The organism is Luteibacter sp. (genome assembly GCF_036499525.1).
In the GTDB taxonomy this organism is placed as follows: domain Bacteria; phylum Pseudomonadota; class Gammaproteobacteria; order Xanthomonadales; family Rhodanobacteraceae; genus Luteibacter.
This window is the reverse complement of the sequence record NZ_DASYDO010000019.1, coordinates 1-19,693: the sequence shown is the minus strand read 5'-3', so window position 1 is coordinate 19,693 and position 19,693 is coordinate 1. Positions and strand designations below refer to the sequence as shown.

Genomic DNA, 19,693 nt, shown 5'->3' with positions numbered 1-19,693 from the left:
GATCAGCGCACGGTGGCGCCCGGCGCCGCACCCTGGTCGGCATCGAGCAGGTGCAGATCCGCACCGCCGTCGCCGGCCGAGAGAATCATGCCCTCGGACAGACCGAAGCGCATCTTGCGCGGCGCGAGGTTGGCGATGAAGACGACGTTGCGTCCCACCAGCTTTTCCGGCTCGCTGTAAGCAGCGCGGATGCCCGAGAAAATCTGGCGCTTGCCGAGCGGACCGGCGTCGAGCGCGAAACGCAGCAGCTTGTCCGAGCCATCGACGAACTCGCAGGCCTCGACCTTGCCGATGCGGAGGTCCAGCTTGGCGAAGTCGTCGATGGAAATGGTGGGGGTTTCGGTCGTGGCGTCGGTCATGGCTTTCGGTTGTTCTTTGGTTTTCTTGGCGGGCTTGGCTTCCGCGGCGATGGCCTTGGCCTGTTCCGCGGGGGAGAGGGATTCCTTCGACGCGTCGACCATGGCTTCGATCTTTTTCGGATCGAGGCGGCCGAACAGGGGCGAGAACCCGTTGACGGTGTGCCCGAACAGCTCGCGGCGCGCATCGGCGAAATGATCCACCGGCGCGCCGAGGAAGTCCTCGGCCATCGCCGCGGTTTTCGGCAGGATCGGCTTGACCAGGCTGGTGAGCAGGCGGAACACGTGTATCGCAAGCGTGCAGATCTGGTGCAGTTCGCTACGGCGGCTTTCGTCCTTCGCGAGCTTCCATGGCGCCACAGAGGCGATGTAGCCGTTGGCATCGTCGGCAAGGGCGACGAAGCGGCGGCACACTTCGGCCAGGTCGCCGCTATCGTAGAGGGCTACGGTATCGTCGTAGGCCTTGACGAAGTTGGGCCACCACGCCGACATCGGCTCGTCGAAACGATCGGCCAGCTTGCCGTCGAAGTGGGAATGCAGGAAGCCGGCGGTTCGGCTGGCGATGTTCACCCACTTGCCGACGAGGTGCGAATTGACGCGTTCCTCGAACGATTTCAGGTCGAGGTCCACGTCGACCGGATTCTCGGTGAGCATCGTGGCGAAGTAGTAACGCAGCGCTTCCGGATCGAGCCCGCTGTCGAGGTAGGTGCGCGCCTGGATGAAGGTGCCGCGCGACTTTGACATCTTCGCGCCGTTGACGGTGAGGTACCCGTTGACGTGCAGCGCGGTGGGCGTGCGCATCTGCGCGCCGTGCAGCATCGCCGGCCAGAACAGGCCATGGAAGTTGATGATGTCCTTGCCGATGAAATGGTGCATCTCGGCGCTGCTGCCGGGGCCGAGGAAATCATCGAAATGCAGCCCGGTGCGCTCGCACAGCGCCCTGAACGATGCCAGGTAGCCCACGGGCGCGTCGAGCCACACGTAGAAGAACTTGCCTGGCGCGTCGGGAATCGGGAAGCCGAAGTAGGGCGCGTCGCGCGAGATGTCCCAGTCGCGCAGGCCGCCGTCCAGCCATTCGGCCAGCTTGGCCGCCACGCCGGCGTTCGCCACCGGCCTGCCGTCGGTGAACTTGCCGGCGAACCAGTCGCGCAGCAGGGTTTCGAACTTGCCCAGCTCGAAGAAATAATGCTCCGAATCGCGCAGGATGGGCGTGGCTCCCGACATCACCGAATACGGGTTGAGCAGATCCGTGGGCGCATAAGTCGCGCCGCAGTTCTCGCAGTTGTCCCCGTACTGGTCGGGTGTGCCGCAGTTCGGGCAGGTGCCCTTGATGTAGCGGTCGGGGAGGAACATGTCGCGCTCGGGATCGTACAGCTGCTGGATGTCGCGACGGGCGATGTAGCCGCCGTCGCGCAGGCGCGTGTAGATCGTGGTCGCGAGTTCCCGGTTCTCCGGCGAATGCGTCGTATGGTACTGGTCGTAGCTGAAATGGAAGTCCGTGAAGTCGGCTTCGTGACCGGCGCGGATACCCGCGATGTAGTCCTCGGGCGACTTCCCGGCCTTTTCGGCGGCGAGCATGATGGGCGTGCCGTGCGCATCCTCGCCGGCCACGTACCACACCTCATTGCCTTGCATCCGTTGCGCCCTCGCCCAGATGTCGGCCTGGATGTAGCCGAGCATGTGGCCCAGATGCAACGGGCCGTTGGCGTAGGGGAGGGCGTTGGTGACGAGGATGCGGCGGGCCATGATTCGCACGGTCGGCTGTGGGACCGGGGATTATGGCACGCGGCCTCGCCGCTTCATCGCTTCGTTGGTTTCTAGCCGCTATAGCAGCCCGTACGGGGTCATTCCCGACGGACCCACTCCTGGCTGCGGCCCATCAGCGAAAAGCCGATGTAGCCGTGCACGTCCAGCTTCTTCCCGCCATCAACCAGTTTAAGCGTGACCTTATAGATCTTGCCCTTGGCCGGGTCGAGGATCTGGCCGCCGGACCACTCGTCGCCGTCCTTCTTCAATCCCCACATGATGGTCATGCCTTCGATGGGCTTGTTCTTCCGCTCGCCGTCGCACCTCACGCAGACCGGGTGTGGACCGTGCTCCGAATTCAGCACCTGCAGCACCTTGCCTTCGAGCAGGCCGCCGTTCTCCGTGATCTCCACGACGGACTTCACCTGATGGGTCTTGTCGTCGATGGTGTTCCACTTGCCCACCGGGGTGTCGCTGGCGGCCAGGGCGGGGAGGGCGCTCGCGGTCAGGGCGAGGGCGAAGGCGGTGTGGATCAAGGGTTTCATAGGCTTCCATACGTCCCATACGGTCAGGTATGGCCGAGCCTGACGAGGCCCGAGGCGGGCGTCAAGCTGCATCGCGCCAGATCCGGCGGGAGAGCGCCCTGCGCGTTTTATGCCCGCGTCGGGTACGACATGTTTTGAGGCCATAGCCTGGGAGCGGGCGTGCAGAGACGGGTATTGGGGCCAAAAAGCTGTCGCGCGCAGGGCGCGCTCCTACATAATGGGAATCTCCGAATTTCCCCGCCTCCTCCTCATGACCCAGGTCAGCGAAACCCTAGTCCGCGGCATCCTCGACCGCGTTATCGACCCTCATTCGGGCCAGTCCCTGGATGCATCCGTGCGCGCCGTGGGCGTGGATGGCGACCGGGTATCCGTCGACATCCTGCTGGGATACCCGGCGGCCGGTTACGTCGAACAAGCCACCGCGGAGGCGAAGGCCGCCCTGGAGGCCGATCCGGCGATTGCCGCGGCGGCCGTGTCGGTGGCATGGCGCGTCCACGCCCATAAGGTGCAGGGCCAGCTGGCCCCGCTGCCGGGGGTGAAGAACATCGTGGCGGTCGCCTCGGGCAAGGGCGGGGTAGGCAAGTCCACGGTGTCGGTGAACCTGGCGTTGGCGCTGGCCGCCGAGGGCGCCACCGTCGGCATCCTCGACGCCGATATCTATGGACCGAGCCAGCCGCGCATGCTGGGCCTTACCGGCAAGCCCGTCTCGCCGGACGGCAAGAGCATCGAGCCCATGCGCGCGCACGGCCTGCAGGCCATGTCGATCGGCGTTCTCATCGAGGAAGACACGCCTATGATCTGGCGCGGTCCGATGGTCACCCAGGCACTGATGCAACTGCTGACCGACACGCGCTGGGAAGAGCTGGACTACCTCATCATCGACCTGCCGCCGGGCACCGGCGACATCCAACTCACCCTGTCGCAGAAGGTGCCCGTGTCCGGCGCGGTGATCGTGACCACGCCGCAGGACATCGCCCTGCTCGACGCGCGCAAGGCACTGGGCATGTTCCGCAAGGTGGAAGTGCCCGTCCTGGGCGTGGTGGAGAACATGGCCACCCACATCTGCACGAACTGCGGACACGAAGAACACATCTTCGGCCAGGGTGGCGGCGCGCGGATGGCGGCCGATGCCGGCATCCCGTACCTCGGTGACCTCCCATTGGACATTCGTATCCGCGAACAGGCGGACGGGGGACGACCCACCGTCGCCGCCATCCCCGAATCGGACCTGACCATGCGCTACCGCTCCATCGCGCGCGCCACCGCCGCCCGGCTTTCGCTGCAGGCGCGCAACAAGGCCATCAGCTTCCCGAAGATCGTCATCCAGAACACCTGAAGACGGGCCCTGGTAGCGCGTTCGACGACGTTCCTATACCTTTCCGGCTCCAGCGAGGGAGAGAAAGCATTGAGTATCAAGTCCGACAAGTGGATCCGCCGCATGGCCGCGGAGCACGGCATGATCGAGCCGTTCGCCCCGGGCCAGGTCAAGGAGCGGGAGGGCCACCGTCTGGTCTCGTATGGCACGTCGAGCTACGGCTACGACGTCCGTTGCGCGGATGAATTCAAGGTGTTCACCAACATCAATTCCACGATCGTGGACCCGAAGGCGTTCGACGAGCGCAGCTTCGTCGACATCAAGTCGGACGTCTGCATCATCCCGCCGAATTCCTTCGCGCTGGCGCGCACCGTCGAGTACTTCCGCATTCCGCGCAAGGTGCTCACCATCTGCCTCGGCAAGAGCACCTACGCGCGCTGCGGCATCATCGTGAACGTGACCCCGCTCGAGCCCGAGTGGGAAGGCCATGTGACGCTGGAGTTCTCCAACACCACGCCGCTGCCCGCGAAAATCTACGCCAACGAAGGCGTGGCGCAGATGCTGTTCCTCGAATCCGACGAGGAATGCGAAGTGTCGTACGCCGACCGCGGCGGCAAGTACCAGGGCCAGCGCGGCGTGACCCTGCCGAGCACCTGAACGCACTTTTTTTCTCCAACATAAAGCCAGTCTCGCTAACGCTGAGCCCCTGGCGTTCCAGTTTGTCCCGGTACACCGCTTGCGCGGTAAACTTTCACCTCAAGCCACACCCGATGCACGGAGACACCACATGATCCGAGTTCCCACCCTGATGGCCCGCGCCGCCGCGGCGATCTTCCTCGCCAGCATGCTGGTGCTGGCCGGCTGCCATCGTGGCGCCTCGAAGTCCGACCACGTCACGGCGGAGCAGGGCCAGTTCGACTACACCATCAAGGCGTACAAGAGCGGCCAGTTCCTCGTCGACGGCGCCGTGCTCTCCGCTGCCGATACGGGCAGCCACTTCGCTTACCTGAAGGACCAGGGCAAGCTGCCGAAGACGGTGCTGGTGCTACCCAGTGACGATTCCAAGATCCGCGACAACCATCTGGGCTTCATGGCCCGCATGCAGCTGGATTACGGCTTCACCGTGTACTACGACAAGAAGGGCGAACTGGTCCGCCTGAACGCCGTGGAAGAGAAGGCCCGCCAACTCGAAGACACCCCGCACAAGGCCGCCCTGCCGGATCGCATGCAGGGCAAGGAAGCGTCCAGCGGCGCTTACGACCCGCAGACGCAGCAATAAACCGAAGGTTTATTGCGCATTGGGACAAGGGCGCGCTCCGCGCGCCGGCCACCGGTAGGAGCGAGCCTTGCTCGCGACATCTTTTCGCGGAGCGCCACAGGCTCTCGCCAGGATGTCGCGGCGAGACCTGCCTTTTCAGGTCCTTGCGATCGGCCCCAAAAGCGTCGCGCACAAGGTGCGCTCCTACAGGCATAGCTGGGCCTTTAAGGCTTCCACCAGTCGGGGCGCTTCGCCCTCGCCATACGCCTCGGCGGGGCTATGCCCCCACACCGGCCCCGGCCACGCAGCATCGCCTTCGACCCTCGGCAGCACGTGCACGTGCAGCTGGCGCACGATGTTCCCGAGCGCGCCGATGTTGAGCTTGTCGCACGGCGCGACCGATCGTAGCGCGGCCCCCGCGCGATCCACCTCGCGCCACAGCTCGGCGCGGTCTTCAGCAGTCAGGTCGGCGACTTCCACCATGCCTGGTCGCCTCGGAACGAGCACGAGCCAGGCATAACGGCGGTCCCGCATCAGCAGTACCCGGCACAGGGGCAGGTCGCCGACGGGAAAGGTGTCGGCGGTGAGCCTCGCATCCAGTTCGAAACCGGCGCCCATCTCAACCTTGCGACGACAGTTCGCGGCCGAAGAATGCCAGTGTGCGTTCCATGGCGAGCTTCGCGCTCGGTTCGTCGTAGCTGCCGCCCACGTCGCGATTGAAACCGTGGTCGGCCGGGTAGACCCACGTGTCCATCTCGGGCTTCAGTTCGCGGTGCTTTTCCACCATGTCCGGCGGGATCGAATGGTCCCGCTCGCCGAAGTGGAAGATCACGTTGGCTTTCGCCGGCTCGGTGAGGAACGGCGCGTTGCGCGCGCCGTAATAGCTGGCCGAAGGCAAACCGAGCCGCAGCGCGGCAAGCATCGCGACGGTGCCGCCCCAGCAGTAGCCCACCGTGCCGACCTTCACCTGGTAACGTTCCGCGATGAGGGCGGCCGCGATACCCACGTCCTGGGTCGGGCGCAGCAGGCCGAGTTCGGCAATCAGCTTCACGCCCTTTTGCATGCCGTCCTGGTCGTAACCCAGTTCAACGCCCTTTTCGACCGGATCGAACAGCGCCGGCGCAATGGCCACGTAGCCCTCCTGGGCGAAACGGTCAGCCACGCTGCGCATGTGTGTATTGACGCCGAAAATCTCCTGGATGACCACGATCCCGCCTTTGGGCGTACCGGAGGGCTCCGCCAGGTAGGCATCCATGCTTTCGTGCGGTCGGGAAGTATCGAGGATCAGGGTGTGGCCCATGGCGTGGATCTCCGTCGGACAGGGTGGGGAAGCGGATCGCCCATCTTAGCCGGGCGCCCGTGGCGGGGGCTTGACCAGAAACGGCGTCCGGCGCGAACGGCTATAATGCGCGGTTTCCTCCCCCCGGTACCCACGGTAATGTCCCAGGCCGCCCAGACCCAGAAGATCGGTTTCGTCAGCCTCGGCTGTCCGAAGGCGCTCGTCGATTCCGAACGCATCCTCACCCAGCTCAAGGTCGAGGGCTACGAGATCGTTCCCACTTACGATGCCGCCGACGCCGTGGTGGTGAATACCTGCGGGTTCATCGATTCCGCCGTCCAGGAGTCGCTGGATGCCATCGGCGAGGCCCTGCACGAGAACGGCAAGGTCATCGTCACCGGTTGCCTCGGCAAGCGAGAGGAGCTGATCCGCGAAAGTTATCCCGACGTGCTGGCCATTACCGGTCCGCAGGACTATGCCTCGGTGATGAAAGCAGTGCACCAGGCACTGCCGCCCACCCGCAACAAGTTCCTCGATCTGGTGCCCGACACGGGCGTGAAGCTCACGCCGAAGCACTACGCATACCTGAAGATCTCGGAAGGCTGCAACCACCGTTGCAGCTTCTGCATCATCCCGTCGATGCGCGGCGACCTCGTCAGCCGTCCGGTGGACCAGGTACTAGTTGAAGCCGAGAAGCTGGTGAGGGGCGGGGTGAAGGAACTCCTCGTCATCTCGCAGGACACCAGCGCCTACGGCGTGGACGTCCGTTATTCCGAGCGCGAATGGCGCGGCAAATCGTATCGCACGCGCATGACGGAACTCTGCGAAGGCCTGTCCGAACTGGGTGTGTGGACGCGCCTGCACTACGTCTATCCCTACCCGCACGTGGACGAGGTCATGCCGTTGATGGCGGAGGGCAGGATCCTTCCCTACCTCGACATTCCGTTCCAGCACGCCAGCCCGCGCATCCTCAAGCTGATGAAGCGCCCCGGCAATGTCGACAAGACGCTGGAGCGCATCCAGAACTGGCGCCGCCAGGTGCCGGACCTCACCATCCGCAGCACCTTCATCGTCGGCTTCCCGGGCGAGACCAACGCCGAATTCCAGGAACTGCTCGACTTCCTGCGCGAGGCCGAACTCGATCGCGTCGGTGCGTTCGCTTACTCGCCGGTGGATGGTGCGAAGGCCAACGAACTACCCGGGTTGATCGACGAGGAACTGAAGGAAGACCGGCTCGAACAATTCATGGCCGTGCAGGCCGGGATTTCCGCGGCGAAGCTGCAGCGGAAGGTCGGCAAGACCATCAAGGTGCTGATCGACGAGATCGACGCCGAAGGCGCCTGGGGCCGCTCCAGCGCCGACGCCCCGGAAATCGACGGTGCCGTGCGCATCGATGACGGTCAACTGCTGAAGCCGGGCCAATTCGTCGACGTGATCGTGGAAGAAGCGGACGCCCACGATCTCTACGGCCGCCTGGCCTGAGTCCATGCGCTACGTGGCGCCGACGCGGGAGGCGCTCGACCGGGGCGTGCTGGCGTCGCAGCCCCTGTCGGAGTGGTCTTCGTTCGCGTCGTTCCTGCGCGAGGAGGAATGGCCCGGCGTCGAGGGGCTCAACGCTCTTTGGCCTGAGGGATCGCGTCATCGCTTCGTCGAGCAGGACAAGGCCCTGCTCGACGACGGCCTGCATTACGAGGAGCGCATCGCACGTCACGGTGCCATCGCGACGCGTCCGGGGAACTGGCACGACCTCTTCAATGCCTTCGTATGGCTGCGCTATGGCCCACTCAAGCGCGCGCTGAATGCACGACAGATGGCGGAGATTGCCATCATGGGGCCACGCGAACGCTCGCGCCCGCAGTACGCGCTTACCCACTTCGACGAAGCCGGCCTGATCGTGACGCTGCAAGACAGCGCGATGCTCGATGCGTGGAACGCGCATGACTGGCATCGCCTGTTCTGGATACATCGCGATGCGTGGCGGCGTGGCGAGGCGCGGGTTGAGGTTTTCGGACACGCGCTGCTCGAACACGCGTTGACCCCCGGAAAGCTGCTGGTCGGGAAGGCGTTGGTCGCGATGGGACGAGACGATGCCGCCGCGAGTTGCGCGGAAGCGATCGCCGCCGGCGCCGTGCTCAACGACCCGCTAGAGTTGCGGCCACTACCGGTATCCGGTGTGCCGGGGTGGCACCCGGATACGTCGAGCGAGTCCTTTTATGCGACGGCACCGTGCTTCCAGCCGTTGCGGGAGGGCAGAGCCTATCCGGCTCCCTACACCAATCCGTGGTCGCGCACGTAGTCGAGCAACAGCCCGTCGTGGTCCACGCCTAGCTTGCGCATGGCGTCGCGCTTCTGTCGGCTGATGGTCTTCACCGATTTGCCTTCGCGATCCGCGATCTGCTGCAGCGACATGCCCGCGACGAACATCCGGATGACTTCCGTTTCGCGGGGCGACAGCGCGGCTCCCGGCATCGCCACCGATGCCTCGTCGGTTTCATGGAGGATGTCGAGCAGCGTTTCGCTCAGGTAGGTTTCGCCGTGTGCGACCGCGCGTACGGCGATGGGCAGCTCGTCCATCGGCGCACGCTTGTCGACGATGCCGCGTACGCCGCGGTGAAGCATCGACATCAGGGCGGCAGGGCGATTGATCATGGTGAGGACCACCACCGAAAGACGCGGATATTCCTTCACGATCGTCTCGATGAGGTTGAATCCGTCGTCCTGCCGATCGCTCGGCATGAGAAAATCCGTAATGACGACGTCGCAGGGGCGGTCCGCCAGCAGGGCCAGAAGCTCGTCTGTGGCACTGGCTTCGCCCACCACGTCGATGTGCGCGGTCCTCAGCGCCAGCGCGCTACCAACGAGGACCAGGGGGTGGTCGTCTGCCAGAATGGCCTTGAGTGGCATGTCTCGTGTTCTCCTTCCTGCATTGCGGTACGGCGGACTTCCCATCGATTATGCCCATGAAGTCTCTTCCGACGAAGCTCACCCGTGATCCGACGCCTGTTCCTGTTAATCCTTCTTGTGCTGGCGGCCCCGGCCGTGGCGTCGCAGAAGACGCCCTTGTCGCCGGAGGACGCGGACTGGCTGCGCCACCACCCCATCATTACCGTAGGTGCCTACCAGGAAGGCTATCCGCCCTTCGAAGAACTGCGCGACGGGGCGCTGGAGGGCCTGGGGCCGGACTACCTTCGCGAGATCGCCCGTGAACTGGGGGTCACCGTGCAGACGCGAACGTACGCCACCTGGCCGGAATTGCTTATCGCACTGGCTCGCGGCGAGATCGACGTCGCCACGTCGGTCACGCCGCTGGAAAAGGGGATGCCGGGCATCCGTATCGGAGCCACCTATTTCGAGTCCCTTCCGGCGCTGGTGGAGCGCACCGAGGCACCGCTGATCCACCATCCGGGCGATCTGCGCGGCAAGCGGCTTGCGGTGCACACGGGTTATTTCGATATCGCCGCGCTGCGTCGCGAGCTTCCCGAGACGACCCTGGTCGAGGCGCGCTCGACGGCGGAGGCGTTGGCGCTCGTGCGCTCCGGCGACGTCACGGCGTATATCGACAACCCGTATTCGGCAAGAGAGTTCGTCTCGCGGCTGGGTCTCGAAGGCGAGTTGCGGGTAGGCGCGCCGCTGGCATTGCCGATAAGCGCGCTCGCTTTCGCCGTTCCCGCGGACCGTGTGCCCCTCGGTCGGGCCATCGACGAAGCGCTGGGCGAGCTGACGGCAGCCGACCATGGCCGGCTACGCGCCCGCTGGATAGGTCGCGACATCGCGCCGCGGCCGCGGCAGGCCGGCATTCCGCTCAGCGAGAAGGAAAAGGCCTGGCTGAAAGCCCTGCCGCCGCTCCGCCTTGGGGTGGACCCGAGCTACGCGCCCTTCAGCCTGCTGTCGGGAAACGGCGAGGCAGAGGGACTGGCGCTCGATTACGTGCGCGAGATCGCCGCCGAGTTGGGCATTCGAATCACACAGGTGCCCAGCGAGAATTGGGCCGGCACGGTAGAAAAGGTGCGGCACGACGAGGTAGACCTCGTCGCCGCCATCAATCCGCAGAGCGCGACGTTCCCGCAACTCGAGCCCAGCGTCCCGTACCTCGATTTCCCGATCATGATCGTGACCCGCGAGGGCGCGCCCACCATCGCCGGCGCGGACGACCTGGCGGGCAAGCGCGTACTCGGAAACGCCACGCGCGAGCCCATCCGCCGCCTGCTTGCGCGCATTCCCAACGTGCAGGCGATGCCCGTCGACACCGAGCGCGAAGGCATGCGCCGCCTCGCCGCGGGCGAAGGCGACGCCTTCGTCGGCAACCTCGCCTCGGTGGACTATTACATCCGCGATGCGTTCCTCGGCCAGTTGAAGGTCGCCGCGCCTACCGGCGACGACGAAGCGATCGCGATCGGCGTGAGCCGGGAACTCACGCCGCTCCTTCCGCTGGTCAACCGCGTGCTCGTGAACCTTCCGACGCACCGGCAGCAGGAGATCCGCAATACCTGGTTCGCTTCGCATTACATCGTCGGTCCCACCTGGCGCGAGATCACCAGCCGCGTACTGCCGTTCGCGGCAGTGCTGCTCGTGTCCCTGGTGGCGATCAGCTACGCCTACCTCAACCTGCGCAGGGAAACCCGCCGGCGCGAACGCACGGAGCGGCGTCTCGCTGAAGTCACGGCGCATGTGCCTGCGGTGGTTTACGAGGCCGTGCGCGGCACCGACGGTACCTACGCCATGATCTATGTCGGCGGCGATCCGCAGAGCATCCTCGGCATGGAGCCGGCGGAACTGCTGGCGGGCGAGGCCACGATGCTGGCCCCCGTGCCCGACGAAGATCGCGAGAAGCTGCGCGCAGCCTTCGAGCGTTCGGCACGCGAACTCATACCGTTGCATGTCACCGTCCGTGCCCAGATCGACGGCCGCGTGCGTTACCTGAGTTCGGATGCGGTGCCGCTGGCAGTCGCTGACGGCACGGTGCGCTGGAATGGTTACTGGGTGGACGTAACCGCGCAGGAACTGGCGTCGCGCGGCGTCGCGCGGGCGCGCGACGAGGCGGAGGCGGCCACGCGCGCCAAGAGCGACTTCCTCGCCACGATCAGCCATGAGATCCGCACGCCCATGAACGGCGTCATCGGGCTGCTCGATGTGCTCGAGCGCACGCCGCTCGACGAGTCGCAACGCGGCATGGTGTCGACGATCGAGCACTCGGCCGAGGCGCTCCTGCATATCCTCGACGACGTGCTCGATTTCTCCAAGATCGAGGCGGGACACCTGGAACTTGACGCGCAACCGGCGAACGTTCGTGCGATCGTCGAAGGCGCGGTCGCGATCCTGGCGGCGCAGGCCGAAGCCAAGGGGTTGGCGTTACGCGTGGGCATCGACGAAACACTGTCGCCGTACCTCATGGTCGACGATGGGCGGCTTCGCCAGATCCTGCTGAACCTGCTCGGTAACGCGATCAAGTTCACGAGAGACGGCGAGGTCCGCGTCCACGTCCGCGCAGCCGAGCGGCATGGCGCGCGGCAGCGCCTGCGCTTCGTGGTAACGGATACCGGCATCGGCATTCATGCGGCGAAGCTTCGCCACGTGTTCGCTCCCTTCAGCCAGGCCGACTCCTCCACGAACCGCCGCTTTGGGGGCACCGGCCTGGGCCTGAGCATCTCGCGGCGGCTCATCGAACACATGGGCGGACATATCGCCATCGAGAGCGAGCCCGGGCGGGGCACCACCGTGACCGTCATGCTGGAACTATCGGTGGCAGAGGCACCGCGGCCGCCTGCGCACATACCGAAAGCCGCAACGCCGTCCATTTCCCCCCGCCAGTGCGACGCACGCATCCTCCTCGCCGAGGATCATCCCGTGAACCAGGAACTGGTGCGCGCGCAACTGGGTTTGCGCGGTTACGCCTGCGACGTGGTGGACGACGGTGTGGCCGCGTTGGCGGCGCTCGAGACGGCGCCGTACGACCTGCTGCTGGTCGATTGCCATATGCCGCGCATGGACGGCTACGAGGTGGCTCGCGAAGTTCGCCGCCGCGAGGCAGGAACGGGGCGGCGGCTGCCCATCGTGGCGATGACGGCGGATGCGCGCTCCGACCAGCGTGAACGATGCCTTGCCGCGGGAATGGACGACCTGCTGCGCAAGCCGATCCGGCTTGAAGCGTTCCATGCCGCGATCGAGCGCTGGCTTTCGCACGCAGGCGAAGAACGTCCACTGCTCGACATGGATCGCATGCGTCGCGCGTTCGGGTCCGACGAAAAGGTCGCCACCGTCATCCGCGCCGGCGTGGGTACCACGCGCGATGCGCTGCGCAGGCTTCCATCGTTGCTAGAGCGTGCCGACGCGGACGAGCTGGCAGGGTGGATCCACCACGTGCTCGGCGGCGTGAACGTGTTCGGAACCTTCGCCGTGGGCGAGGAGGGCGAGCGGATCGAACTGGCGTTGCGCGAAGGCGGCAAGGTCGACCTGGTGGCACTCGATGCATTCGCCGCGGATGTGGCGCGCTTTGCCGATGACCTGGAGCGCCTGGCCACGTAGAGTTGTAGATAGGACGTCAGTCGTACGCCACCGATACAACCGCAAATCGCGTGCGCCCGCCCGGCAACTCGGCCTCGAACTCGTCGTCCACGCGCTTCCTGAGCACGGCACGCGCCAGCGGCGAATCTACGCTGATCCAGCCTTTGCGCGCATCTGTCTCGTCGGGTCCGACGATCCGATAGCGCAGCGCCTCGCCGGTCTCCACGTTCTCGAGTTCCATCGTGGCGCCGAAGAACACGGCATCGCGTTGCGTGGGCGCGGCTTCCACCACCTTGAGCACGGGAATGCGCTTGCTCAGGTAGCGTGCGCGCCGGTCGATTTCGCCGAGCTGCTTCTTGCGATAGGTGTATTCCGCATTCTCCGAACGGTCGCCTTCAGCCGCGGCCGCGGCCAGCGCTTTGACGACTTCGGGCCGCACGATATGCCACAGGTGGTCGAGTTCGGCCTTCAGCCGCTCGAAGCCCTCGCGCGTGATGATCGCGGTGGACGAGGGAGAAGGGGGGCGCCAGCGGCTCATGGAGACGCCTTGCGCGGGGTGGCGAGGGTCGCCAGCAAGGGCCCGATGTCCGCGGCGAGTGGATGTTCGGGGTAGTCGGCCAGCAACCGGCGGCCCAAGGCAGCGGCTTCCGCGATCTGGCCCAGGCGCTCGTGCATGCGCAGGGCGAGCAGGCCGTAATGCGCCGCGCCCATGTCGCGAGGCCACGTACGCAGGTACCCCAGCGCCAGGTGCAGAGCGAGGCGCGTCATGCCGCCGTGCGCCGCCGTATCGGCCAGGGGGCCACAAGTGAGCGTGTCGTCCGGCAGGAATGCCGGATCCACGCCGAGGCAATCCTGCACCACGCCCAGCGCCCGGCGCGTTTCCTTCGCGACCACCAGCGCGGCGATCCAGATCTGTCCATGCACGAGCAGTTCCGGCAGGCGACCCTGTGCGCGCAACAGTTCGCGATAGCGGGAGTGCAGCGCGGGCGGCGCGAGACCTTCTCGTAGCCGTTCGGTGAGGATGTCCGTCGCCGCCGGCACGTCGTCCCGTGCAATCAGGTTCACATGGGAAAGCAGTGCCATGTCGTCGTCGGGTTCCGCGGCCTCGGCGATCGCCATCGATGCCGGGTGGTAGCCGAGCGCTTCGTGGCGGTGATGGATGAGCGCGCCCATCAGGTGGAAGTTGTAAACGGTGAGATAGTTGGCGACGAGGTAATAACCCAGCGTGCCGAAGAAAGTGGGGCCGTGGTCCTTCATGGCGTACTGTGCAGCCGCCTGGAGCAGGCTGCTGACCAGCATGACCGCGAACAGCAGCAGGTAGGGGCTGCCGAAACGGCGTATCGCCGCCACCCAGGTGGCCGGGTTCAATGCCGCGCCCACGCCGTCGAACGTGAGCGACATCGTGATCACCGGCAGCACGAAGGCGAACACCAGCGAGACCAGCAATCCCGGTACTCCGAAGAAGACCGGCGCCAGCACGCCGATGGCTGTGCCGGTGAGCTGGATCAGGATCAGCGCGACGCTGGTCTTGTCCTCGCTGTTGATCGCCATTTCCGGCGGGTCCGCATAACCGTCCGCGCTGTGCCGAAGGCACTCGAAGGCATAGGTATAGATGGCGACCCAGCCCAACGCGATCACGAGCAGCTTCAATCCGGTGATGGGAAGGAAGGCGACCGATTCAAACAACGTGATCGCACCGATGGTCATCGGGGCCGCGCCACGCAGGGGGTAACGCCAGCCGATGCGCGCACGCTCGCCGAACGGCATGCCGGCGTCGGCGAGTGCGTGACGCGGCATCCTCAGCGCCTTCCGCCGAAGATGCTGCCCAGGATGCCGCGCATGATCTGCTGCCCGGCGCGGGAACCGGCGGTGCGCACCATCGACTTCGCCATGCTTTCCAGCATGCCCTGGCGCCGCTTCGTCCCGAACACCGCGTCGCGTACGGCGCCGCCCCAGTCGGTACCCTCATCGTCTTTCTCGTCGCCCTTCACGGGCGGCGCATCGGGCGAGTTCTTCTCGCTGGCACGGACAGCGAGCCGTTCCTCCGCGGATTCCCGGTTCACCAGGATGTCGTACTTGCCGCCCACCGGCGAGCGCGCACGCACGGCGCTGCGCTCGTCCGCGGTGATGGCGCCGATGCGGCATTCCGGCGTGGATACCAGCACTTTCTGCACGGGCGAAGGCACGCCGCCGTCGCCGAGCGTGGAGGCCAATGCCTCACCGGTACCGAGCGTGGAGATCGTCTCCACGACGTCCAGTTTAGGATTGCGCGCGAACGTTTCCGCGGCGGCTTTCACAGCCTTCTGGTCGCGTGGCGTGAACGCACGCAGCGCGTGCTGCATGCGGTTGCCGAGCTGGCCGAGGATTTCTCCCGGCACGTCGTCGGGATTCTGCGAGCAGAAGTACACGCCCACACCCTTCGAGCGAATAAGACGCACCACCTGTTCCACGCGCTGGCGCAGCGCGGGCGGTGCATCGTCGAAGAGCAGGTGCGCCTCGTCGAAGAAGAACACCATCTTCGGCTGGTCGAGGTCACCCACTTCCGGCAACTGCTCGAACAACTCCGACAGCAGCCAGAGCAGGAAGGTTGAATACAGGCGTGGCTTCAGGATGAGCGTATCGGCGGCAAGCACGCTGATGACGCCGCGGCCGCTCATGTCCTGGCGCATGAGGTCGGCGAGTTCCAGCGCCGGTTCGCCAAAGAACGCGTCCGCGCCATCCTGCTCCAGCCTCAACAGGGCGCGCTGGATCGCGGCGACGCTCTGCGCACTGATCAGGCCATAACGCGCCGAGATGTCCTTCGCATGCTCCGCGGCGAAACCGAGCATCGCGCGCAGGTCGGCGAGGTCCAGCAGCAACATGCCCTCGTCGTCGGCGACACGGAAGATCACTTCCATCACGCCTTCCTGGGTGTCGTTCAGCTCGAGGATGCGAGAAAGCAGCGTGGGACCCATTTCCGACACCGTGGCGCGCACGGGATGTCCGGCCTTGCCGTAGATGTCCCAGAACACGACGGGATTGGCCTCGGGCTTCCAGTCCGCGAGGCCCAGCTTTCCAAGTCGTGCGGTAAGCTTCTCCGACGGCACGCCGGCCGCCAGGGCGAGACCGGAAAGATCGCCCTTGGCATCGGCAAGGAAGCAGGGCACGCCCATCCGGGAAAAGCCCTCGGCCAGGAGCATGAGGCTTACCGATTTGCCGGTGCCGGTGGCCCCGGCGATCATGCCGTGGCGGTTGCCATAACGGGAGTCGAGCGCGACGGTGGCCTCGTCGCCCCGGCCGATGAGGATGGTGGGCATGATTTCTTCCTTAGGGATGGCCTGAAGAATAACCTGAACAAGTCTACGCAACGGCGCGCTATTACGGAGGATTTTCCTCGTGAAGGTGCTTGAGTCCGGAGGCTCGCAGGGGTAACGTTGCCAGCGATGTCTTACCCCCGAGTCCGTGCATGTCTGTCCGTATCCCGCGACCCTTCCTGATTCTGCCGCTTGCGATCCTGGCCGGCTGCGCGTCGGGCGGCGCCCCCCGTTCCGGCAAGGCGACCCCCGAGGTCAATGCCTTGTACGACCGGATGAACCAGGCGAGCAAGGAGTATGAAGCGTCGATCGACCAGGCGCGTCGCGGCGATACCCCCGCAGCGGAGCTTACGCGTAAGCAGGCACTCGACCAGTTGAAGGATGCCTCGGCGCGCTGCGCGCTGACGGCAGGCTGCGACCAGCAGCGCTTCGCCGATGTGTTCGACCGCCTGCTTCGCCTGAAGGACGGCAGCTTCATCGAGGGCGAGGATGCCGACGACACGGAGCAGGAAGCCGAAGCAGGCGCCCAGCCCGGCGATGTGTCCGGTTCCGTCGCCGTCGGCGCGCTCCCGCAGGCACAGCGCAGCGTCACCATGCTCAAGGGGCAGCAGTTTTCCGACCTCATGGTGATGAACGGGCCGGTAAAGGCCGCGCTGGAAATGTGGCTGACCCAATTGCGCCCGAACCTCATGGACGCCTACGTCAACTACCAGATGCTTCGCTACAAGATGTGGCCGGCGTATAAGAAGGCCGACCTGCCGGAAGCATTGCTGTTCGGCATCATGGCCAAGGAATCGGGCGGCAAGGTGCACGCCGTGTCGCGTTCGGGAGCCTCCGGCCCGCTACAGTTCATGTATGCGACGGGCCTTCGCTTCGGTCTCTCGAATGCCGATGGTTTCGACCAGCGTTTCGATCCGACCATGGCCGCGCAGGCCAATGCGGAATACATCGACGAGCAGCTGGGCGCTTTCAATAACAACCTTGAGCTGACGCTAGCCGCCTATAACGGCGGCGAAGGGCGCATGCGCCGCATCGCCGCGGCGAATCCGGGCGCCGGCTTCTACGATCCGCAGATCTATGGACAGATGTCCGCGGAAACGCGCGACTACGTGCCGATGGTGCTGGCGGCCGCATGGCTGTTCCTGCACCCTGACAGCTACCACCTGACCTGGCCGAAGATCGATGGCGAATCCGGGCAGATCGTGCTGAAGCGTCCAGCGTCGATCTCCGAACTCACGGTGTGCCTGGGTTCGGCTCAGGGCATGCCGGACGGCTGGTTCCGCACGTTGCGCAACCTCAACCCACGCCTGGATCCACAGATGAACCAGCCGATGGGCGCGCGACTGGACGTGCCGAAGCAACTCGAAAAGGCGTATGCGACCAGTTGCACCGACGGCCCCTGGCCCATCCTTGCCAGCGACCTGCACAATGCGGTGAAGATCGTGGCGCCCGCACCGCCGGCGTCCACATCGGCCGCGCTGGCGAACGCGTCGACATCCGCCGCATCGAAACCTTCGTCGGGCTCGTCGAAGCGCTACACGGTGCGTCGCGGCGATACGCTGGTGGGGATCGCGCGCAAGAGCAGCTGCGCGGATGTCGAGGACCTGGCCCGCATGAACGGACTGAAGGGGCATGCGTTGAAGGTGGGACAGGCGATTCGCGTGCCCGTGTGCCGTTGAAGTAAAAGGCCAGGGGTACGGCGTCCGAGTTGCACCCGCAAGGCCGCGCTTCAAATCCGACCGATTTTTCAGAATTTTCCCGTCGTTTTTGGCGGCGCCGTCCTCTATGGTCATGCCCTCATTGTCGTTCGAGGGAAAAACTCATGCATCACGGCTACCTGTCGCTATCACGGGTCGTCGGGCTCACGCTCGCCGTCCATGTTGCCCTGTTCGCCACCGGCGCTCGTGCAGAGGCTGTCGAACAGCGGATTCATAGGAGTGACATCGCCCGTCCGGGTGAGCTTGACCAGGCCTTTGGTGAAAACGGCCGTGTGACGGTGCCTTCCAGGGGCTTTGCCCTCCCGTCCGCCGACGGGAAGCATTGGGTCGTGGCCAAGCGGGAATCGCCGGCTGGAAGGATAGAGATTCGAAGGCTTCTGGAGGACGGTACGCGTGATCCCACCTTCCCACTCAGTGGAACGATCGTGGATATCTACCCGGGTGCCTCGGATTTCGAATTGATCGCGATCCGGCTTCAGTCGAGCGGAAAAATCATAGTAGGCGGCCGCCTTTTTTCCGCTGATGGCGCATCCATTCCCCTATTTGCGCGTCTCGGCACGGATGGCCTGCTGGACCCTTCCTTCGGCGAGAACGGAATCAAGCTCATCGATTTCGACGATAAAACGTCAACCCGATATTTCTACGGCATCGACATCCAACCTGACGACAAGATCGTCGCATCGACGCTCTCTGCGATCGACGGAAAAATTTTCCCCCGGCTCGTCAGGCTGAATGCCGACGGCAGGCAAGACGCTGAATTTGGGCGCGATGGAATAGTCTACGACGACCACCAGGGAATGATCTTCCTGAGTACGGCCGTGCTCCGCGACGGCAAATTGCTGTTTGGCGGGCTGTCGGAACCAGACAACCATGCCGTATTGATGCGCCTCGATACAAACGGAAGCCTGGATAGAAGCTTCGGTGAGTCCGGATTCGTTTTTCTGGATCATCCCGAGTACCCCGGCATGCGGGTAACCAGCATCGCCTTGTCTCATCGGGATGATGCTGTGGTGGTCGGCGGAGTCAGCGCGACCCCAACCGTATCCGGGTGGCTGGCAAGAACACTTGCGGATGGCAATCTGGATAGGAGCTTCAATAACGGAGCGGCGCTTTTTATTGACGACTTGTCGATCTACACCCTGGCGACGCAGGACGATGAAAAAATCGTTCTTCATGGAGCAAGTCGCACATCGACATCGAGTTCCATGGCCGTTGGCCGGGTCAACCAGGAAGGATCACTCGATTCAACGTTCGGTCTTGACGGTATCGCAGTAACGCCGTCTCCTGCCGAACCGGCCTTTTCCAACGCATATTCCTATTCGGAAATTCAAGGGAAAAGGTTGTTTGTCAGCGACACGTTGCAATTTGACGATACTTATCAAATTCAACTCCTTCGCTACACCCTTTTCTAAAGTTCTTCACGCATTATTGGGGATCAGCACCGCCTTAGATGACGACCCTGCCGCTGGTTCGATCAGGCTCGCCGTGGCGTTCGCGCGCCCCGGTATCGCCACGGCGCGTTTACACCTGAGCGTCTCGCGGGAGACCTTGGTGCCCACCCTCGCTGCTCAGACAGGTCCTCCGCGTTCGGCAAGGAGGGCCGCTTGCGCGGCCTATGTCCTTACATGGCCTCCGGCCGCTCTCTTGTGCGGAACTCGCCTCGAGGGTGGGCACCAAGGTCT

The 19,693-nt window shown here is 64.8% G+C and carries 16 protein-coding genes; 8 read left to right on the top strand and 8 right to left on the bottom strand.

Annotation, left to right across the window (positions count from 1 at the left end):
• Positions 1–2: 2 nt before the first annotated feature.
• Together metG and VGM71_RS03150 are read right to left on the bottom strand one after the other, a co-directional pair.
• On the bottom strand, positions 3–2,102 hold the full coding sequence (gene metG / locus VGM71_RS03155) for a methionine--tRNA ligase (RefSeq protein ID WP_331542355.1): 2,100 nt from the start codon (positions 2,100–2,102) through the stop codon (positions 3–5).
• 98 nt (positions 2,103–2,200) lie between these two features.
• Positions 2,201–2,647 (bottom strand): DUF2147 domain-containing protein, encoded by a 447-nt coding sequence (locus VGM71_RS03150; RefSeq protein WP_331542354.1) that lies wholly within the window; start codon positions 2,645–2,647, stop codon positions 2,201–2,203.
• 250 nt (positions 2,648–2,897) lie between these two features.
• On the opposite strand from VGM71_RS03150, the gene apbC reads away from it, so the two are divergent.
• From apbC to VGM71_RS03135, 3 genes are all read left to right on the top strand, one after another.
• Positions 2,898–3,983 (top strand): iron-sulfur cluster carrier protein ApbC, encoded by a 1,086-nt coding sequence (apbC, locus tag VGM71_RS03145; RefSeq protein WP_331542353.1) that lies wholly within the window; start codon positions 2,898–2,900, stop codon positions 3,981–3,983.
• A 69-nt stretch (positions 3,984–4,052) separates the two neighbouring features.
• A complete protein-coding gene (gene dcd, locus VGM71_RS03140) occupies positions 4,053–4,619 on the top strand; it encodes a dCTP deaminase (RefSeq protein WP_331542352.1) in 567 nt (188 codons plus the stop codon).
• Between the two features lie 130 nt (positions 4,620–4,749).
• Positions 4,750–5,241 carry a hypothetical protein gene (locus VGM71_RS03135; RefSeq protein ID WP_331542350.1) on the top strand — a complete coding sequence of 164 codons (492 nt, stop codon included), beginning with the start codon at positions 4,750–4,752 and terminating at the stop codon, positions 5,239–5,241.
• A 183-nt stretch (positions 5,242–5,424) separates the two neighbouring features.
• Here VGM71_RS03135 and VGM71_RS03130 read toward each other — a convergent pair whose 3' ends face one another.
• Both VGM71_RS03130 and VGM71_RS03125 read right to left on the bottom strand, forming a co-directional pair.
• Positions 5,425–5,838 carry an HIT family protein gene (locus VGM71_RS03130; protein ID WP_331542347.1) on the bottom strand — a complete coding sequence of 138 codons (414 nt, stop codon included), beginning with the start codon at positions 5,836–5,838 and terminating at the stop codon, positions 5,425–5,427.
• Between the two features lies 1 nt (position 5,839).
• On the bottom strand, positions 5,840–6,520 hold the full coding sequence (locus VGM71_RS03125) for a dienelactone hydrolase family protein (protein ID WP_331542346.1): 681 nt from the start codon (positions 6,518–6,520) through the stop codon (positions 5,840–5,842).
• 138 nt (positions 6,521–6,658) lie between these two features.
• Between VGM71_RS03125 and rimO the strand changes: the two genes are divergently transcribed.
• Both rimO and VGM71_RS03115 read left to right on the top strand, forming a co-directional pair.
• Entirely contained in the window at positions 6,659–7,981 is a 1,323-nt protein-coding gene (gene rimO, locus VGM71_RS03120; RefSeq protein WP_331542345.1) for a 30S ribosomal protein S12 methylthiotransferase RimO, read from the top strand.
• A 4-nt stretch (positions 7,982–7,985) separates the two neighbouring features.
• Positions 7,986–8,795 carry a DUF3025 domain-containing protein gene (locus VGM71_RS03115; RefSeq protein ID WP_331542344.1) on the top strand — a complete coding sequence of 270 codons (810 nt, stop codon included), beginning with the start codon at positions 7,986–7,988 and terminating at the stop codon, positions 8,793–8,795.
• On the opposite strand, the gene VGM71_RS03110 is transcribed toward VGM71_RS03115, so the two are convergent.
• A complete protein-coding gene (locus tag VGM71_RS03110) occupies positions 8,768–9,403 on the bottom strand; it encodes a response regulator (RefSeq protein WP_331542343.1) in 636 nt (211 codons plus the stop codon). The two genes, VGM71_RS03115 and VGM71_RS03110, sit on opposite strands and share 28 nt — an antisense overlap.
• An 84-nt stretch (positions 9,404–9,487) precedes the next feature.
• Here VGM71_RS03110 and VGM71_RS03105 point away from each other — a divergent pair, with 84 nt between their 5' ends.
• Complete coding sequence (locus VGM71_RS03105; RefSeq protein WP_331542342.1) at positions 9,488–13,021, top strand: ATP-binding protein; 3,534 nt, start codon at positions 9,488–9,490, stop codon at positions 13,019–13,021.
• Positions 13,022–13,037: 16 nt separating this feature from the next.
• On the opposite strand, the gene greB is transcribed toward VGM71_RS03105, so the two are convergent.
• From greB to VGM71_RS03090, 3 genes are read right to left on the bottom strand one after another with little or no spacing between them, the layout of a single operon-like run.
• Positions 13,038–13,538 carry a transcription elongation factor GreB gene (greB, locus tag VGM71_RS03100; protein ID WP_331542341.1) on the bottom strand — a complete coding sequence of 167 codons (501 nt, stop codon included), beginning with the start codon at positions 13,536–13,538 and terminating at the stop codon, positions 13,038–13,040.
• On the bottom strand, positions 13,535–14,797 hold the full coding sequence (locus tag VGM71_RS03095; protein WP_331542340.1) for a hypothetical protein: 1,263 nt from the start codon (positions 14,795–14,797) through the stop codon (positions 13,535–13,537). Before VGM71_RS03095 ends, greB begins: the two co-directional genes overlap by 4 nt.
• Before the next feature lie 2 nt (positions 14,798–14,799).
• The gene (locus VGM71_RS03090; protein WP_331542338.1) at positions 14,800–16,296 is read right to left on the bottom strand and encodes a helicase HerA-like domain-containing protein; all 1,497 of its coding nucleotides are present in this window, start codon (positions 16,294–16,296) and stop codon (positions 14,800–14,802) included.
• Between the two features lie 149 nt (positions 16,297–16,445).
• Between VGM71_RS03090 and VGM71_RS03085 the strand changes: the two genes are divergently transcribed.
• Both VGM71_RS03085 and VGM71_RS03080 read left to right on the top strand, forming a co-directional pair.
• Positions 16,446–17,972: a transglycosylase SLT domain-containing protein gene (locus VGM71_RS03085; RefSeq protein WP_331542337.1), complete on the top strand. Its 1,527-nt coding sequence runs from the start codon at positions 16,446–16,448 to the stop codon at positions 17,970–17,972.
• Between the two features lie 143 nt (positions 17,973–18,115).
• Positions 18,116–19,423 (top strand): hypothetical protein, encoded by a 1,308-nt coding sequence (locus VGM71_RS03080; RefSeq protein ID WP_331542336.1) that lies wholly within the window; start codon positions 18,116–18,118, stop codon positions 19,421–19,423.
• Positions 19,424–19,693 lie beyond the last annotated feature (270 nt).